Below are 16,082 nucleotides of genomic sequence, written 5' to 3' on the forward strand. Positions count from 1 at the left end.
AGTACTAAGTAATTTCTAGTTTAATCAGCACTATTGATTTTTGCCTTTTAAATTTTAACTTGAAATTCGGAAGACAGAAATTAAGACTTTGGCAAATTCTCCAGTGGTGCGATCGCCTAACGGGGAAATACGGGTTACAGCACTCCTGACGGAAAAGTTATGCTTCCAGTCACAGAAATATTATGGTTCCAGTGACATCAGGCGAGGTTATTGAGTAAGTACCTTATGAACGAAATCGATAAATATCCCCCTTTAGTTCTCAAATAAGGGACTTTCAAAAAAAAATAATCAATCGCTTTGGGGAGACAAGGGAGAAATATTGCTACCTTGTCCCCACTCCCCACTCCCATGTACATTGTTGTCAGCTACGACATTCCAGAAGATAAGCGGCGTACAAAAATCCATTCAATTCTCAAGTCTTACGGACAATGGATGCAACTGAGTGTGTTTGAATGCGATATCACTTCCACTCAGTATGCTAAATTGCGATCGCGTTTAGCTAAATTAATAAAACCCGACACTGACAGCGTTCGCTTTTATTTTCTCTGTGGCTGTTGTCAGCGAAAAGTCGAACGCATTGGCGGAGAACAGCCACGAGACGAAACAATTTTCTTTGCTGAACCCCCTTCTACTTAGGTTCCTGCATCTCAAATGCGCCAAAGGGTAAGTGTAAAAATTCCACAGCCCCAAAAAAGTGCTTTTATCATAAATCCAGCTAGGATTTCACTCCATCAGTTGCACAATCCTCATCCGTGCAATCTCCGAAATGCTAATTAAAACTGGGTTGAAGGCTAGATACACTAAGCTTTCAACTCACTTTTCAGATGGGAAGACTGTATAATAATCAATCACTTTTATTTATTGAATTTAAAAAAAAAAGTATTTGCTTCTATCCTAAAAGGTCTTTAAAGTAGAGTTAGCCGGTCGACAATAGATTGATTGTAAAGTTTTCTTAGCATCAGCCTAAGGAAACAGACTTCAACACTTTGTATTTTTAGGTATGAGTTTAAAATATTACGCCTGTGGTAATCTCTAATAAATCAGAATACGCGCTTCTAGCCCTGTTAGAGTTAGCAACCTGCTACCCTAAGGGTGAAGCCCTGCAAATTCGAGAAATAGCGGCATTACAAGACATACCGAACCGCTATTTAGAACAACTCCTAGCAACATTAAGACGTGGAGGTTTGATTAAAAGTATACGCGGAGCCAAAGGTGGCTATGTTTTGGCACGAGATCCTGCAAAGATTACAGTGTTTGATGCTTTTAGCTGTATGGAAGGGTCAGATATTGTTGTCTCTCCTTGTGAGCCGACTCCCAACACGGTAGAAGGTGAGCTAATTCAAGAAGTCTGGCAGGAAGCACGTCAGGCTGCTAACTCTGTTTTGGAAAAATATACACTCCAAGACCTTTGCGATCGAAGAGCAATCCGAGAACAGAAGGAGCTAATGTATTATATTTAGGAAGGATGACCAAATAATTACTAATTCGTAATTCGTAATGACGCTCCTGCGTCGCTAACGCTGCGCTAACGTAATTCGTAATTAAAAAGGGTATCTGAAAGTAATAACTAGCAACCTTTAACGCTGTTATATGCCTGAAGTCAATTCTCAGCAGACCATCAATAGTACCGCTACTCTTGTGGAGAGTTATGCAGCCGGAAGACGGAGCTTTAGTAAAGCAGAACTAGGTAATGCTGACTTGCAAAGCATTAACTTGAAAGGATCTGACCTTAGTTATGCTGACTTGAGTGAAGCTAACCTGAGTAGCGCTAATTTGAGGGGAACTGATTTGAGTTTTGCCGATCTCAGTCAAGCGAATCTGAAGGATGCCGATCTTAGGGGAGCATTATTGATGTCAGCGAATCTCCGCCGAGCCTCTCTCAAAGGAGCGAACCTGGAAAAAGCAGACTATGATCGCAACACCCATTTTCCCCAAGATTTCGATCCAGTGAAGGCGGGTATGCAGATTAAATTTTAAGATTGATTAATTTACAGCATTTTTCAAGTAAATGGTGTAGTTCAATTACTTGAAAAACGCCGTAAATTGAATGATTTTACTTGCCTCAAGATAGAAGATATTTCTCCTCAAGGAGTTGTATTTTTGTAAAAAAGCCTATCTATGAGGTTGACAATGGAGGCGAATAGTGAAAACCTCAACCGACGCGCACCACTGATTACTGCTGGAATTTTTCTTGGTGTGGGTCTTGGAGGGTTTATTGATGGGATTTTACTGCATCAAATCCTCCAGTGGCATCACATGCTCAGTAACATTCGACCTCTGACCAACACGGCAAATATAGATTTGAACATAGTATGGGATGGTTTATTTCATACTTTGAATTGGGTATTTACCGTGGTCGGACTTGTGTTGCTATGGCGTGCTGGAGGGCGTGATGATGTTCCTTGGTCATCACAGACTTTTATTGGATCGATACTGATTGGAACTGGGTTATTCGACTTAGTTGAAGGTTTAATTGACCACCAAATTCTCGGTATCCATCACGTGAAACCAGGCCCAAATCAGTTAGCTTGGGATTTAGGATTTCTTGCATTCGGTGCGCTACTTGTTGTTATCGGCTCGATAATGATAAAAAAGAGTCGTTAGGCATTGGGCATTGAAAAGAGGCAGAGAGGCAGGGTGCGGGGGGCGGAGGGGAAAATTCTTCTCCCTGCTCCCTGCTACCTTGCTTCTGCCCTGCTACCCCACTCCCCAATCCCCAATCCCCCCTATGACAGAAACTTTTGAAAAAACTAGCTGGAGTTGGCAGTTATCTCAATTCCAACAACAAGTGGGTGAATGGTGGGAATACCAGTTTTACCGCTTTGAGCAAGCTTTACCAGAATTGCCTACTGGATGGTCAATTAGTCCTTGGCTTGCTGATTTGCTGAAATTCTTGTTTTGGCTGGTACTGGGCTTATTTATAGCTTGGGTGTGTTGGCGATTATGGCGAGAATTCAGTCCTTATATATATTCTTGGCTCAATAAAACTGGCAATCTCATTGATTTTCGCGTCAAAACTCCCGCTAGTGAGTCATCCATAGCCCTTTTGTTGGAGCGATCGCAAGAATTTTACCGTCAAGGTAACTACCGTGAAGCTTGCCGTTGTATTTATTTAGCAATGTTGCAGCAGTTACATCAAAAGGCGATCGCACCTCACAAACTCAGCCGTACAGATGGAGAATATCTGCAATTACTGCGATCATCTGTGACTCCTATACAGCCTTATGAAACTTTAATTACCACTCACGAGCAATTATGTTTTGGTAATGCCGATATTTTGCCAGACAATTATGAGCAGTGTCGGCAAGCTTATCGGGAAATTTCCCCAGAATGAAAAAGAGACGTTGCATTACAACGTCTCTACACAAAAACAAAACAAACAGTATTCTATTTGGTGAGAACCGCGATCGCTTTGTCTACAGCTTGCAAGGCAATGTCTACTTCCGCCTCTGTGACAATTAGCGGTGGCACAAACCGGACTACTTTAGGCCCGGCTGGTACTAGTAATACGCCCTCTTTGATGGCAGCGTTGACGACATCGCCTGCGGTTAGGGCAATGTCGCCTCGCAACTCCAAACCGTTGATTAAACCCCAACCCCGAACTTCGCTAATGTGCTGAGGATATTTGGCTGCGATCGCTCTCAATCCATCTCGCAACTGTTCCCCCCTATCTTCCACATTCTGCAAAATATTTTCCCGTTCTAATGTCTGGCAAACAGCAAGTGCTACACCACACACAAAAGGATTTCCGCCAAAGGTGCTAGCGTGTTCCCCTGGTTGAAAAATATCACAGAATTTCTTGCTCATCATTGCACCGATAGGTATACCGCCACCTAAGCCTTTGGCACTGGTGAAAATATCCGGTTCAACGCCGAGATGTTCGTAACCCCATAATTTGCCACTGCGCCCCATACCAACTTGCACTTCATCAAAAATCAATAAAATGCCAGTTTCGTCGCAAATCTGCCGGAGTTTTTTGAAATAGGCAACATCTCCTGGACGTACACCGCCTTCTCCCTGCAATGGCTCGATTAGAATTGCCGCTACCCGGTAATCGCCTTCATCCAACTCACTAATCGCCACTTCCACAGCGTTAATATCGTTGTAATTTACGTAGTGGAACCCAGGAACTAAGGGGTCGAAGTACTTTTGATACTTTGGTTGTCCCGTAGCGGTAATGGTCGCCAAAGTCCGCCCGTGGAAACTGGCATTGGCGGTGAGAATAATTGGTTTTTCAATGTCTAATACTGTGTGAGCATATTTTCGTGCTAGTTTAATTGCGGCTTCGTTAGCTTCAGCCCCAGAATTGCAGAAAAATACGCGATCGGCACAGGAATGATTGACAAGCCATTTTGCCAATTCACCCTGCTCAGGAATATAGTACAAATTAGAGACATGGTGCAACTTCTGGATTTGGCGTGTCACCGCTTCTACCATCGCTGGATGGGCATGTCCTAAAGTACAAGTGGCAATTCCCGCCACAAAGTCCAGATATTCTCGTCCCTGTGTATCCCAAATCCGGCATCCAGCACCCCGTTCTAGGGCTAAGGGAAACCGGCCGTAGGTGGACATGACAGCTTCATTAAAGCTATCTACCTCAAAGGGACTAGATGCTGACCCTGAATCTGGGGGGATGGTGGCTTGGTCAACGAGAGTTTGTAGGCTCACTACCGCTCCTCCTGAAAGTTTTTCATTATATAGTTATTTACTAGTTTCCTAGAAATCTCTAAAAATTACTTTTTGTTTGGTACAACTCGTACATCTTCTTAAGTTAACGCTTATTTGACGTGACATACTCCCTGCGCCGTCACTTCGTGGACGGCGAAGGCTTCTCAGTGACTATAAATACGCTAGAACCTATAGCTTTCATAAAATTTTCAATAAGTTGCATTGGTTGCTGCATACAAACCGACAATGTTTAGTTAAGCTGTAAGCGCTATGATTGAAGTTTATTGAACGTCTTATGCACTGGTTGTTATCTGGGCCGTTGAGTACAGAGGAATTGACGGTTAACATTGCAGGGTTGCCTGCATCGTTACAGGGTAAGAAGGTAGTGCAGTTGTCAGATTTTCACTACGATGGTTTGCGGCTGTCGGAGGATATGTTAGAAAAAGCGATCGCAGTTACTAACGAAGCTGAACCAGATTTAATTTTATTAACTGGTGACTATGTAACTGACGATCCGACACCGATTCATCAACTGATACTTCGACTAAAACATCTGCAAAGTCGTAGTGGTATCTATGCTATTCTTGGCAATCACGATATATATCACAAACAAGCCCAAGCAGAAGTTACAAAAGCCCTGACTAGCATTGGTATTCACGTCCTTTGGAACGAAATTGCCTATCCACTAGGAAAAGAATTGCCACTCGTTGGACTGGCGGATAGTTGGTCACGGGAATTTCACCCCGCACCAGTTATGAACCAACTAAACCCCGACACACCCTGCATTGTTTTATCCCACAACCCAGATACGGCGGAGATATTACAAGCATGGCGAGTCGATTTACAATTATCTGGTCATACTCACGGCGGTCAAATCGTGATTCCTGGAATTGGCCCTGCGGCGTTGCTTTACGAAAAGCTGGCAAAAAAAATACCCAGAAAAATCCGGCGTCTAATGCCATTTTTGGAAGTAAATGTTTCTGTAGTCAACCATTGGGAATGGGCGCAAGGTTTTCATAGGGTAGGAAAAAATCAGCTATATGTCAATCGTGGTTTGGGAACTTACCTTCCAGGACGCTTATTTTGCCGCCCAGAAGTTACTATAATCACCCTACGAGGTGAGTAGGTAATTCAAATTTCAAAATAAAAGAACGCAATCACAGCAGGTATTCTAGGCTGATAATACTTAGTTTGATCGCATAACTTTGAATCAATGAGTCAATTGTATTTGGAATAGATGACATAAATTATTGCATTTTATCAAGTTACATTTTTATTTTTGGTAAGCTGTAAGCGCTGGTATGAGGAGTATCGGTTGGCTTATGCATTGGTTATTTACGGGACATTTAAGAGTAGATAAAATAACGGTTAAGATTGCAAAACTTCCTGCATCTTTACAAGGGACAACGTTAGTGCAGTTGTCAGATTTTCACTATGATGGTTTGCGACTGTCGGAAGATATGTTAGAAAAAGCGATCGCACTTACTAACGAAGCTGAACCAGATTTAATTTTATTAACTGGTGACTATGTAACTGACGATCCCGCACCAATTCACCAACTGGTGCTTCGACTCAAGCATTTGCAAAGTCGCTGTGGTATCTACGCCGTACTTGGGAACCACGATATCTATTACAGCCACTCTAAAGTGGAAGTTACACAGGCATTAACTAGTATTGGGGTGCATGTGCTTTGGAATGAAATTGCCTATCCACTAGGAAAAGAATTACCATTCGTTGGACTAGCTGATTATTGGTCACGGGAATTTTACCCTGCACCAGTCATGAATCAACTAGATTCGGTTACACCGCGCATCGTTTTATCTCATAACCCTGATACAGCTAAGATATTGCAACAATGGCGCGTAGATTTGCAACTATCTGGTCATACCCACGGTGGTCACATCGTCATTCCGGGTATTGGCCCTCTAGTATTTTATTACAAAAAGCTACTCAAACAAATTCCCAAAAAATTGCGGCGTTGGATAACATTTTTTCTGGGAGACTGTTCTAAAGTAGTGCAATATTGGGAGTGGGCGCAAGGGTTTCACAAGGTAGAAGAAAATCAACTATATGTCAATCGTGGTTTAGGAACTTACCGCCCAGGACGTTTATTTTGTCCGCCAGAAGTGACTGTAATTACCTTAATTAGTGATTAGTTATTGGTCATTGGTCATTAGTCTAATCCGTTTCTTTATGAACTGCATATAATTCAATACAGTTTAGATAAGCCCAAAACACTTGTAGAGACGGCGATTTATCGCGTCTCGAAAACCCAAAATTGTTGCTAATTTATCGCAATAATTCTGAAATATTGCTTAAGAATTATCCCACTTGTTATGTATTGGCATGAATACCAACATTATCAAGTGGGCTAAAAGTTTAGAAGCAGTTATTTACCAGAACTACCTGTAGTCGCATCACCTGTGGTAGAAGAACCACTATTAGATGTACTGTTTGATTGGTCTACTCCTTGAGGTTGAGTAGTTTTAGAGCTATCACTTTTTGTACCTGAACTATCGTTTTGTGAAGGCGGAGTATTAGTAGTGGGAATCGTCGCCGGACTTTGTGAGGCTTTCGGGGTTGGCTGAGTTACAGAAGGTACTTTTTCTGCCGCAGGCTGCTGGGGTGGAATAGTAATGTTAATATCCGGTTGGCGAGGTGCAGCCTGCTGTTGGGGAACAGGAACAGGTACAGCAACAGGTACAGGTACTTCCCTAGTTCTTTCGATTATCGTCGTTGGTGGTTGAGGAGATGCACTGGGCGTTGGATTACTCTTACTCGGTACAGGAACCACTACCGGCACAGCATTGTTAACCGCAGCGTTATTCTGCTGGTTGAAGTACCAAACCCCACCTATAACCAAACCAAGCAGGGAAGTAATGATAATACCCAACAGCAAACCACCACTAGCATTGTTTTCATCACGCTGGGCTAAATCTGCTTGCTGGTAGCTACGCTCAACATTTCGACCTTGTACGTAACCGTTAGTGTAAGAGTTGGGATTAGCTACGTTGTTCTTGACTGTTTCAGTAGTTCGTGTCAAGTCAGTGTGAGTATTACCATTAATATCAGTGTAAGATTCTTGCTTGACTTCACTATTTTTGCTTTCGCGTTCATTGGGAATAGACATAGCTGTTGATTTCACTCCTCAGATACGATAGTGACAAACTAAAGGGTTTTATGAGTTAAAAATGTATGTTACTGAGTATATTGCTGATAAATTTTGAGTTTTATTTACTACTCAATTGTTGGTAATCATCAGAATAACTTCTGCGATCAAACAAGTGGCTCTATCTCCAGGAAGTTAATATTTAATCTAAAGAAAGAGTATCCCAAATAGGACTTACGCGCTTAGGGAATAACGTAGACGCAAAGAGGCTTGCCGCAGGCTACCGCAGAGGCGCAGAGAACACGGAAAAATCAGAGTTTGAGAGATATTTTGCGTAAGCCCTACCAAAGATGAATGCTATTAAGCTGTCAGATGATGGTTTGATAAAACAATCTATTAATTAACTGAAAATCATTCATCTAAATTTTTAATTTGTCGTTAAATATCGCATCGCCAAAGTTTGATTGTCATGTTTCTACTACCACTAACGAGGGTTTTGCTATCGGGGCTGAAGGCGACAGAGTTAACCCAATCTGAATGCTTATATTTCACTTAATTGTATTGTCTGCACTAAGCTAATCAGCATTCAAGTTGCATAATTAGGGCGCGGGCAAGATGCCCACCCCACAAGATATTAAGAAAATTTTAATATGCAAATTAGATGTGTTTTAGCTTACCACTGATTAAAATTTGCTGTTTTGGGCAAATAGTAAGGCAATGAACCAAGTCAGATGACATTTGAGGATGGGCATTCCCAGTCTCAGACTGGGAACGAGGTTAACGAGGTTACGAATTATCTTCAATCCAAAATTAGTTTCGCCATCCGCGCAACACTGTTCCCAAAACAGCAATTCCTTCGACAATTTTCTCTGTTGTTTGAAAACTAAAAGCTAGTCTGATAGCATCATCTCCCTGGCCATTGGCATAGCAGCGAGTTCCTGGCAGAAAGCTGATGCCGTATTCATTGGCAGCGGCTAGGAGTGCTTTGGCGCTGATATGTGGTGGCAATTTACACCAAACGAAAAAGCCCCCACCTGGTCGCAAAGCAACTATATCACTGGGAAACTCGTCAGCGATCGCTTCTAACAACAAATTACACTTATGCTTGTAGCAGGCAATTAGCTCCTGAATGTGATGATCTAGTTTGCCTGTAGCACAGTAGCGGGCAACCACATGGCTAACAAATGGCCCCACAGGCCCCTCACTTTTGAACATTGCCAGCCGTTGAATAATTGCTGGATCGCCGCAAGCCCAGCCCAGCCTGATACCAGGCGCAATAATTTTCGAGAAGGTACTCACATATAAAACCCACCCTTCCTTGTCAAGGCTTGCCAGGGAGGGCACTGTTTCACCTTGGAATCGCAAATCGCTATAAGCATCGTCTTCCACCACCAACACACCATACTCAGCCGCTAATGCGACCAATTTTTGGCGGCGAGATAATGGCATAGTCGCGCCTGTGGGATTATGAAAGGTGGGGATAGTGTAAATAAATCGGGGTCGAATGCCCTGTTTTTTCAAATCGCTCAAAGTTTCTTCTAAAGCATCCACATCCATTCCTAATTCATCTACAGGAATGGTAATTAGGCGTGCGCCAGCCTGGAGAAATCTAGTAACTACTCCCAAGAAGGTTGGGCCTTCCACAATTACCACATCACGAGGTTCGACAAACACATCTGGTAGCAAACCCAAAATCTGACCAGAACCGTAGCCAATAATCACGCGATCGCGATCGGCAGGGATTCCTTGAGCCTGCAAGCGGAGGATAATTTGCTCATAAAGTTGGGCTGAAGGTGGCCCGTAATTGAGAGCGATCGGAGCCTCTTCTGCCAGCACAGCCGCACTTGCAGTAGCCAAGTCGGCGTGAGGAAAGAGAATTGGGTCAGCTAGACCGTAGGCAAAGCTAACAGTGATAATTTTGGTTAACTCAGTGCCGTAAGTTGGTGGTGCGATTTTTCTCGCTCGTTCGGCGAATAAATCAGCAATTTGGTAAGCAGGGGTAGTGGGAGCCATAGAGGGCAAGTTGTCTTCTAGGTTGATTGAAATCAGCATTTTCTCGAAGAAATACTGATATTAAGGAGGCAGGAGGACGTTCGCGCAGCCTGTCGTAGACAAGGCAGGAGGCAGGAGATAATCCCCATAAATAAATTTAGTTGCTCTCAGACCTTGTAGCAGAGGGCAAAAAAATATTTTCTTCCTCCTGCCCTCTGCCTTTCTTCGGTCAGTTTTATTCTAAGCACTGGCTCCTCTGCGTGAGGTCAAAAAATCTGAAAATCAGTGTCAGGTGAATTAATGCGATCGCTGCACGAACAAAACTTGGATAGTGATCTGAATCCCCGAATAATTTTCCCAGTCCCTAGTCCCCAGTCCCTAATTCCCAGTTCCCACTCCCTTTTTCAACCACATCATATTTGCGAAACCGCCTCACCACCCAAATAAGCGTCACGAATTTGCGGGTTATTCAATAATTCACCAGATGACCCAGATAGCACAATTTGACCATTTTGAAGTACATAACCATAATGAGCAATTTGTAGTGCTAAATTGGCATTTTGTTCAACCATAAATATAGTTACACCCTGCTGATTAATCGTCTCAATTAATTCCAGCACGCGCTCGACATACAAAGGTGAAAGACCCATTGTGGGTTCATCCATGCAAATTAAACGGGGTCGGCTCATAAGTGCGCGAGCCATTGCTACCATCTGCTGCTCACCGCCGCTAAGTGTACCGGCACGCTGGCGCAAGCGTCCACCCAGGCGGGGAAAGAGTTCTAGAACCCGTTCAAAGTCTGCATTGATTGTTGCGCGATCGCTACGGGTATAAGCTCCCATTAACAGATTTTCCCGTACCGACATCGCCCCAAATAGCCTTCGTGCCTCTGGCACTGAGGCAATCCCGCGTCGAATTAGTTGTGGCGTGGATAAACCTGTAACAGTCTCGTTGGCAAAGGACACAATACCAGCACGGGGACGCACTAAACCTAAAATCACCTTCATGGTGGTTGATTTACCGCTTGCATTGCCACCAAGTAGACAAACAATCTGTCCTTGGTTGACTGCCAAGCTTAAATCAAAATGTACCTGTACTGAACCGTAGTAAGTGACAATTCCATCTAGTTTAAGAAGTGCAGTACTCATGTTTCTGCCTCCACTCCCACCATCGCTGCCCCGATTTTGCGATGTCCCAAGTATGCCTCAATTACCTCTGGATGGTTACGCACAAATTGGGGTAGCCCTTCGGCAATTTTTTTACCGTTATCCATAACCACTACCCGATCGGAAAGCTCCATTACTAGTGACAATTTGTGTTCAATCAGCAAAATTGTCAGACCACCAGCTTTTAGTGTGCGGAGCAATAATAGCATCTCGGCAGTTTCGGTGGGATTCATCCCAGCAGTTGGCTCATCCAGTAACAGCAGACGCGGCTGTAAAGCCAGGGCACGGGCAATTTCGATGCGCCGACGGTTGGCGTAAGATAGACTATGGGCAGGCAGATTCGCTCGTGGTAGGAGGCGATCGCCAAATAAGCTGAGAATTTTCAGCGCTTCCTCACGTAGTTTTTTTTCTTCTTCCCTAACAGCAGCAGGCTGCACCAGTGCCAATAGTAATTCTGCCAAAGGCCCCAGCAATGGCAACTTGGGACGCACAGCCCGGAGTCTGGTATGGGCACCCACTAGGACGTTATCCAGTACACTGATATTTCCGAAGACTCGCCCATGCTGGAAAGTCCGGGCTAATCCACGGTAGGCGAGTGCTTCTGGGCGCAATCCGACAATTGATTGATTGTAAAACTGGATACTACCTGCGTCTGGTTGGTCTAATCCACTAATTAAGTTAAAAAGTGTGGTTTTGCCTGCACCATTTGGCCCAATTACACTAACTACCTCACCGAGTCCTACCTTGAGGTCGAGGTTATTGACAGCGACTACTCCCCCAAATGAGCGAGAAAGCTTTGCAACTTCCAGGATATTCATATTGTGCCCATCAGTCCTTGTGGACGGAAGCGAATTAATACCACGAGCAATACGCCATAAATCAAGATACGTTCTTCGACAAAACCCCGAAAGAACTCAGGGAGGATAATTAACAAAATTGCACCGATTACCGCACCGACGGTATTACCCAAACCTCCGAGAATTGCCATTGTCAATCCCAGAATCGAAATCGTGTTATTGAAGGTTTCGGGGTTGATATAAGAGTACATGTGTGCTGTGAACGCCCCACTAATTCCCGCAGCAAAGCTACTGACGGCAAAGACTAGAGTTTTATAACGATTCAGGCTGATGCCGTAGCATTGGGCTGCAACTTCATCTTCGCGGATGGCTCTGAGGGTGCGTCCTAAATGCGATCGCACTAGTCGCATTTGCAGCAGTGCTACCAACAACAATAGAATCAGCGCTAGCCAATAAGTAGCTTGGGGTGTAACAATCAGCTGTCCAGCCAAAGTTAGCGGCGGAATGTTATTTAAACCCACAGGGCCAGCCGTCAAACTTTGCCAGTTAAGCAAAATTAAACCAACACTTTCACCAATACCCAAAGTGGCGATCGCGACGTAATGGCCCCGCAGTCGAAAAGCAGGTAATATCAACAACGTACCTAACCCAGCAGTAATTAATCCCGCCGCAGGTAACGCTACCTCAAAGGGCACTCCTAACTTCATCACCAATAGCGCCGAGGCATAGCCACCAATAGCTAACAGTCCCGCGTGCCCCAAGGACATTAACCCTGATGTCCCCGCAACCAGCGTCAGGCTGAGGGCTAGCAAACCATACAACCAAGCGTTGGTAAGAGTTTGTAATACATAACCGTTGGAAACCAGCAAAGGTAACGCCAAAGCTAGCAAGCTCAAACCCCACACAAGTCTCGGTGGTAAGCGTAACGGCCGACTGATGGCAATAAATGTACCTGTAAGCGGCTCCGGTGGTAGCCCCCGCCTCCCACCAAATAACCCATTAGGAAACAGTACCAATACAATCAACAAGATGATAAAAGCAAACAGATTGCGATAGCTAGCTCCCAACCATGCCACACCGTAGCTTTCCGTTAGTCCTAGTATTAAACTACCAGCGATCGCACCAGGGATATTACCCAGTCCTCCCAGCAGTGCTGCCGCAAAGCCCTTGAGTCCTGCCTGATAGCCCATTGTCGGAAAAACAACGTTGAAATACATACCCACGAGCATTCCGACAATCCCTGCTAGGGCTGAGGCAATGGCAAAAGTCCCCTGGTTAACTAAATTGACATCCACACCCATTTGCTGCGCTGCATCCCGATCTTGAGCCATCGCCCGGACTGCCCAGCCCAAGCGGGTGAAGCGCAAAAAGCAGTAGAGAAACAACCCACTAGCAAGACTGATTCCAGCAATCAGCAAATCTAGAACACCAATGCTGACTCCTGCAATGGGAATGCGTTCTGAGGGTAGTGGACTGGGAAATGCCTGGGGAAACGGGCCAAAAACGATCTGGGCTGTTTGTTCTAAAATCAGGCTGATACCGAGAGTTGCCAACAAGGGCGCAATCCGGGCTGAACCGTAGAGTGCCCTTAGTCCAATGCGCTCAATTCCTATCCCCAAACCCCCACAGAAAATAGCCACTAATCCAAAAGTTACTACTAACGGCAAGTGCAACCGAGTGATACATAGCCAACCGACATAAGCACCAGCCATGTAAACTGAGCCGTGGGCAAAATTCAGTACATTTGCCACTCCGAATATTAGCGCTAACCCAATAGCTACTAAGGCATAGAGATTACCAAGTACCAAACCATTGATAGTTTGATCGAGCAAAGCAATACCAATCTGGTCAGACATATAGTTGTACCAGATTAGCCTGCGCCAACTTCTTGCCATCCCAGAGTACGAACTTTCCGTCTTTAATGATTAAGCGCCTATCTACTGGTTTAACTGCCCGCCGTGTTTCTGGATTGAAAGTAACTTTGCCATAAATAACGCTAGGTACATCTTTGAGTTTACCCAGTGATTCTTTAATAGCGGTGCGATCCGGGCCACCCAACTCAATCGCAGCTGCCACTAACTTAATTGTGTCGTAAGCGTGGACGGCAAAAGAATCTGGTTCTTCATGATATTTAGCATCGAATTTTTTCAAGTATTCCCGTACTTCTGGGCGTGGATCAAAGGGTGAAAAATTGGATGTTAGATAAACGCCTTCCACTGCCTTACCACCAAGTTCGAGAAACTTGGGTGAGTGGTTTGAGCCAGTGGTGACAATTGGCAAGTTGATACCCAGCGATCGCGCCTGCTGAATAATCAACGCGGCGTCACTATAATATGAAATCAACGCAATTCCATCAGGTTTAGTTTCACGTACACGAGTTAAAGAAGTCCGAAAGTCTTTTTCATCAGCCAAATAAGGTTCTGTAAATAAAATCTCAATGCCGTTTTCTTTAGCCCTTTGAGCAAACAAGTCATAGCTTGTTTTCCCCCAGTCAGTGTTGAGATGGAATACGGCAATCCGCTTTAAACCCAAGGCTTGGATATAATTGGCGTGTAGTGGCGCTCCATCTTTTTGACTAACTGCATTACTCCAGATGTAATCACCGCCCTTAGTGAAGTCGGGGTGGGAGTTAGTAAAGCCAAACTGAACTAGTTTGTTACGTTGATAAATTGGCGATGCAGCCATTGATGCCGGGCTGCTAAAATCTCCCAATTCGATAACAATTTTGGGGTCAGCAACAAATTTCTGAGCAATAACCACAGATTGCTTAGGATCGCTCTGGCTATCTTCAAAAATGTATGCCAGCTTACGCCCTTTAATACCGCCAGCCCCGTTGATTTCGTCGAGTGCTAAATCAAACCCTTTTTTCCACTGGGCACCATACTGGGCATTATTACCAGTCAATGGACCACTCACCCCAATGTAAATCGGCTCCGTCGCTGAGGATTGTACTTGTTGAGAACTGGCACTACAAGCGACCACAATAAAAGTTAGCAGTCCAAGTAGTACGTATGTATATAGCGATCGCTGTAAATTTGATAGAAGTGACATTAATCAACCCCTCCGGGAATTAAAATCGAAAATTTATACAGAGCAATCTGAATAGCTCAAAAAATGTATGTTTACAGGTGTAGATAAAAGCAAAATTAAACTAGTCGCAGCGATCGCGCAGCTAATACCCAATCTCCAGTTCCTTTTACAGGTATGTTGATTTCCACCATGATGTAATAGCTTTATCCTGGTGTTGAGAAGCTGGAAAGCTCGCTAAAATCATTTAAACAACGGTAAGTTAATCGAGTTGCCGTTGTATCAACTGAGTAAGAACATCTCACACCTAGCTAGAAAAATCAAGAGGGGCATTGGGCATGGGGCATTGCAAAACGGTTCCGTTACCGATAGCAGGGCGTTTAACCCGTGCTGAGTGTGGAATCTCACCTCTTTACTCAGAACTCGGAACTGTTTTGCCCAATCACAAATGACAAATGACTAAAGCTAAATTGAAATGGCGGCAGCTAATTCTGAGCTTAGGCTGTTTGCTACTGCTCCTTGCCTGTAACAATTCTTATCAGACTACAAATTCAGGTATTCAAACTCTGAAGGTGGCGACAGACCCCACCTTTATCCCCTTTGAAATCCAGACGACTAGCGGGAATTTAGAAGGTTTTGATATTGATTTGATGAAAGCCTTGGCGCAGCCCGCCACAGGCATCGCAGTCAAGTTTGAAAGTCTACCCTTTGATGGCATGATTTCCACCTTGCAAGCCAAAAGAGTCGATGCAGCAATTAGCGGCATCACAATTACCGCCGAACGACTGAAAACAATTGCTTTTTCACGACCTTATTTTAAAGCCGGACTAGCGATCGCTGTCCGCGAAGACAACCAAAATATTAAAGACTTCAACAGTCTCAAAGGCAAAAAAATTGCTGTCCAAATTGGTTCCACTGGGGCAGATTTTGCCAAAACCATCCCCAACGCCAAAATTAGTACTTTTAATTCTGGGCCAGAATTCTTCCAAGACTTGCTCAATGGCAACGTAGATGCTGTGGTTAGCGATGCTTTCGCTACTTTGTATGCGATTAAAAATGGCAAACTCAAAGGCATCAGAGTTGTTGCCGACCTTCTCACTGAAGAATACTACGGGATTGCTGCACCTAAAGACTCTCCCCATTTGGATGCAATTAACAAAGGTATAGCGACTTTGTTATCCAATGGTACTTATAAGCAAATTTATCAAAAATGGTTTAACGCTGAACCTCCACAATTGCCAGATTCTTGGCAATAGGGCGTTAGGAGTGCTGAGTGCTGAGTGCTGAGTTAAAAGTTAGGAGTTAAGAGTTAAGAGTTTTGTT

Annotated in this window: 17 protein-coding genes; 9 read left to right on the forward strand and 8 right to left on the reverse strand. The window is 44.2% G+C overall.

Annotated features, from left to right (window positions below; translation table 11 throughout):
• The first annotated feature begins 88 nt into the window (after nt 1–88).
• From V7L07_RS26890 to V7L07_RS26915, 6 genes are all read left to right on the forward strand, one after another.
• Nucleotides 89–214: a hypothetical protein gene (locus V7L07_RS26890; protein ID WP_335061975.1), complete on the forward strand. Its 126-nt coding sequence runs from the start codon at nt 89–91 to the stop codon at nt 212–214.
• 134 nt (nt 215–348) lie between these two features.
• Nucleotides 349–636, forward strand: coding sequence for a CRISPR-associated endonuclease Cas2 (cas2, locus tag V7L07_RS26895; protein ID WP_335061977.1), 288 nt, complete (start codon nt 349–351; stop codon nt 634–636).
• A gap of 386 nt (nt 637–1,022) precedes the next feature.
• A complete protein-coding gene (locus V7L07_RS26900; RefSeq protein WP_292847338.1) occupies nt 1,023–1,460 on the forward strand; it encodes an RrF2 family transcriptional regulator in 438 nt (145 codons plus the stop codon).
• 130 nt (nt 1,461–1,590) lie between these two features.
• Nucleotides 1,591–1,977, forward strand: coding sequence for a pentapeptide repeat-containing protein (locus tag V7L07_RS26905; protein ID WP_335061979.1), 387 nt, complete (start codon nt 1,591–1,593; stop codon nt 1,975–1,977).
• A 153-nt stretch (nt 1,978–2,130) separates the two neighbouring features.
• Nucleotides 2,131–2,604, forward strand: a complete 474-nt coding sequence (locus V7L07_RS26910; RefSeq protein ID WP_335061980.1) for a DUF2243 domain-containing protein — start codon at nt 2,131–2,133, stop codon at nt 2,602–2,604.
• Nucleotides 2,605–2,728: 124 nt separating this feature from the next.
• On the forward strand, nt 2,729–3,334 hold the full coding sequence (locus V7L07_RS26915) for a DUF4129 domain-containing protein (RefSeq protein WP_335061982.1): 606 nt from the start codon (nt 2,729–2,731) through the stop codon (nt 3,332–3,334).
• 53 nt (nt 3,335–3,387) lie between these two features.
• On the opposite strand, the gene V7L07_RS26920 is transcribed toward V7L07_RS26915, so the two are convergent.
• Nucleotides 3,388–4,668 (reverse strand): aspartate aminotransferase family protein, encoded by a 1,281-nt coding sequence (locus V7L07_RS26920; protein ID WP_335061984.1) that lies wholly within the window; start codon nt 4,666–4,668, stop codon nt 3,388–3,390.
• 295 nt (nt 4,669–4,963) lie between these two features.
• Here V7L07_RS26920 and V7L07_RS26925 point away from each other — a divergent pair, with 295 nt between their 5' ends.
• Together V7L07_RS26925 and V7L07_RS26930 are read left to right on the forward strand one after the other, a co-directional pair.
• Complete coding sequence (locus V7L07_RS26925; RefSeq protein WP_335061986.1) at nt 4,964–5,794, forward strand: metallophosphoesterase; 831 nt, start codon at nt 4,964–4,966, stop codon at nt 5,792–5,794.
• A 196-nt stretch (nt 5,795–5,990) separates the two neighbouring features.
• On the forward strand, nt 5,991–6,824 hold the full coding sequence (locus V7L07_RS26930) for a metallophosphoesterase (RefSeq protein WP_335061988.1): 834 nt from the start codon (nt 5,991–5,993) through the stop codon (nt 6,822–6,824).
• Nucleotides 6,825–7,057: 233 nt separating this feature from the next.
• Here V7L07_RS26930 and V7L07_RS26935 read toward each other — a convergent pair whose 3' ends face one another.
• The 7 genes from V7L07_RS26935 to V7L07_RS26965 all read right to left on the reverse strand — a co-directional run bounded on the left by V7L07_RS26935 (nt 7,058) and on the right by V7L07_RS26965 (nt 14,783).
• Nucleotides 7,058–7,798, reverse strand: coding sequence for a hypothetical protein (locus V7L07_RS26935; protein WP_335061989.1), 741 nt, complete (start codon nt 7,796–7,798; stop codon nt 7,058–7,060).
• 417 nt (nt 7,799–8,215) lie between these two features.
• Nucleotides 8,216–8,329 (reverse strand): WD40 repeat domain-containing protein, encoded by a 114-nt coding sequence (locus V7L07_RS26940; protein ID WP_335061991.1) that lies wholly within the window; start codon nt 8,327–8,329, stop codon nt 8,216–8,218.
• Nucleotides 8,330–8,587: 258 nt separating this feature from the next.
• Nucleotides 8,588–9,829: an aminotransferase-like domain-containing protein gene (locus tag V7L07_RS26945; protein WP_335061993.1), complete on the reverse strand. Its 1,242-nt coding sequence runs from the start codon at nt 9,827–9,829 to the stop codon at nt 8,588–8,590.
• Between the two features lie 353 nt (nt 9,830–10,182).
• Nucleotides 10,183–10,917 carry an ABC transporter ATP-binding protein gene (locus V7L07_RS26950; RefSeq protein WP_335061995.1) on the reverse strand — a complete coding sequence of 245 codons (735 nt, stop codon included), beginning with the start codon at nt 10,915–10,917 and terminating at the stop codon, nt 10,183–10,185.
• The gene (locus tag V7L07_RS26955; RefSeq protein WP_335061997.1) at nt 10,914–11,753 is read right to left on the reverse strand and encodes an ABC transporter ATP-binding protein; all 840 of its coding nucleotides are present in this window, start codon (nt 11,751–11,753) and stop codon (nt 10,914–10,916) included. Before V7L07_RS26955 ends, V7L07_RS26950 begins: the two co-directional genes overlap by 4 nt.
• Entirely contained in the window at nt 11,750–13,588 is a 1,839-nt protein-coding gene (locus V7L07_RS26960) for an ABC transporter permease (RefSeq protein ID WP_335061999.1), read from the reverse strand. Before V7L07_RS26960 ends, V7L07_RS26955 begins: the two co-directional genes overlap by 4 nt.
• Complete coding sequence (locus V7L07_RS26965; protein ID WP_335062001.1) at nt 13,581–14,783, reverse strand: ABC transporter substrate-binding protein; 1,203 nt, start codon at nt 14,781–14,783, stop codon at nt 13,581–13,583. Before V7L07_RS26965 ends, V7L07_RS26960 begins: the two co-directional genes overlap by 8 nt.
• A gap of 431 nt (nt 14,784–15,214) precedes the next feature.
• On the opposite strand from V7L07_RS26965, the gene V7L07_RS26970 reads away from it, so the two are divergent.
• The gene (locus V7L07_RS26970) at nt 15,215–16,015 is read left to right on the forward strand and encodes a basic amino acid ABC transporter substrate-binding protein (RefSeq protein ID WP_335062002.1); all 801 of its coding nucleotides are present in this window, start codon (nt 15,215–15,217) and stop codon (nt 16,013–16,015) included.
• Nucleotides 16,016–16,082: the final 67 nt, after the last annotated feature.

The sequence above is a fragment of the Nostoc sp. genome, from assembly GCF_036916985.1.
GTDB lineage: Bacteria > Cyanobacteriota > Cyanobacteriia > Cyanobacteriales > Nostocaceae > Nostoc.

Bases quoted from the DNA above. Each gene is read 5' to 3' on its own strand.
- cas2 (WP_335061977.1), top strand. From the start codon at position 349: ATGTACATTGTTGTCAGCTACGACATTCCAGAAGATAAGCGGCGTACA.
- V7L07_RS26905 (WP_335061979.1), top strand. From the start codon at position 1,591: ATGCCTGAAGTCAATTCTCAGCAGACCATCAATAGTACCGCTACTCTT.
- V7L07_RS26910 (WP_335061980.1), top strand. From the start codon at position 2,131: ATGGAGGCGAATAGTGAAAACCTCAACCGACGCGCACCACTGATTACT.
- V7L07_RS26915 (WP_335061982.1), top strand. From the start codon at position 2,729: ATGACAGAAACTTTTGAAAAAACTAGCTGGAGTTGGCAGTTATCTCAA.
- V7L07_RS26925 (WP_335061986.1), top strand. From the start codon at position 4,964: ATGCACTGGTTGTTATCTGGGCCGTTGAGTACAGAGGAATTGACGGTT.
- V7L07_RS26930 (WP_335061988.1), top strand. From the start codon at position 5,991: ATGCATTGGTTATTTACGGGACATTTAAGAGTAGATAAAATAACGGTT.
- V7L07_RS26935 (WP_335061989.1), bottom strand. From the start codon at position 7,798: ATGTCTATTCCCAATGAACGCGAAAGCAAAAATAGTGAAGTCAAGCAA.
- V7L07_RS26945 (WP_335061993.1), bottom strand. From the start codon at position 9,829: ATGCTGATTTCAATCAACCTAGAAGACAACTTGCCCTCTATGGCTCCC.
- V7L07_RS26950 (WP_335061995.1), bottom strand. From the start codon at position 10,917: ATGAGTACTGCACTTCTTAAACTAGATGGAATTGTCACTTACTACGGT.
- V7L07_RS26955 (WP_335061997.1), bottom strand. From the start codon at position 11,753: ATGAATATCCTGGAAGTTGCAAAGCTTTCTCGCTCATTTGGGGGAGTA.
- V7L07_RS26960 (WP_335061999.1), bottom strand. From the start codon at position 13,588: ATGTCTGACCAGATTGGTATTGCTTTGCTCGATCAAACTATCAATGGT.
- V7L07_RS26965 (WP_335062001.1), bottom strand. From the start codon at position 14,783: ATGTCACTTCTATCAAATTTACAGCGATCGCTATATACATACGTACTA.
- V7L07_RS26970 (WP_335062002.1), top strand. From the start codon at position 15,215: ATGACTAAAGCTAAATTGAAATGGCGGCAGCTAATTCTGAGCTTAGGC.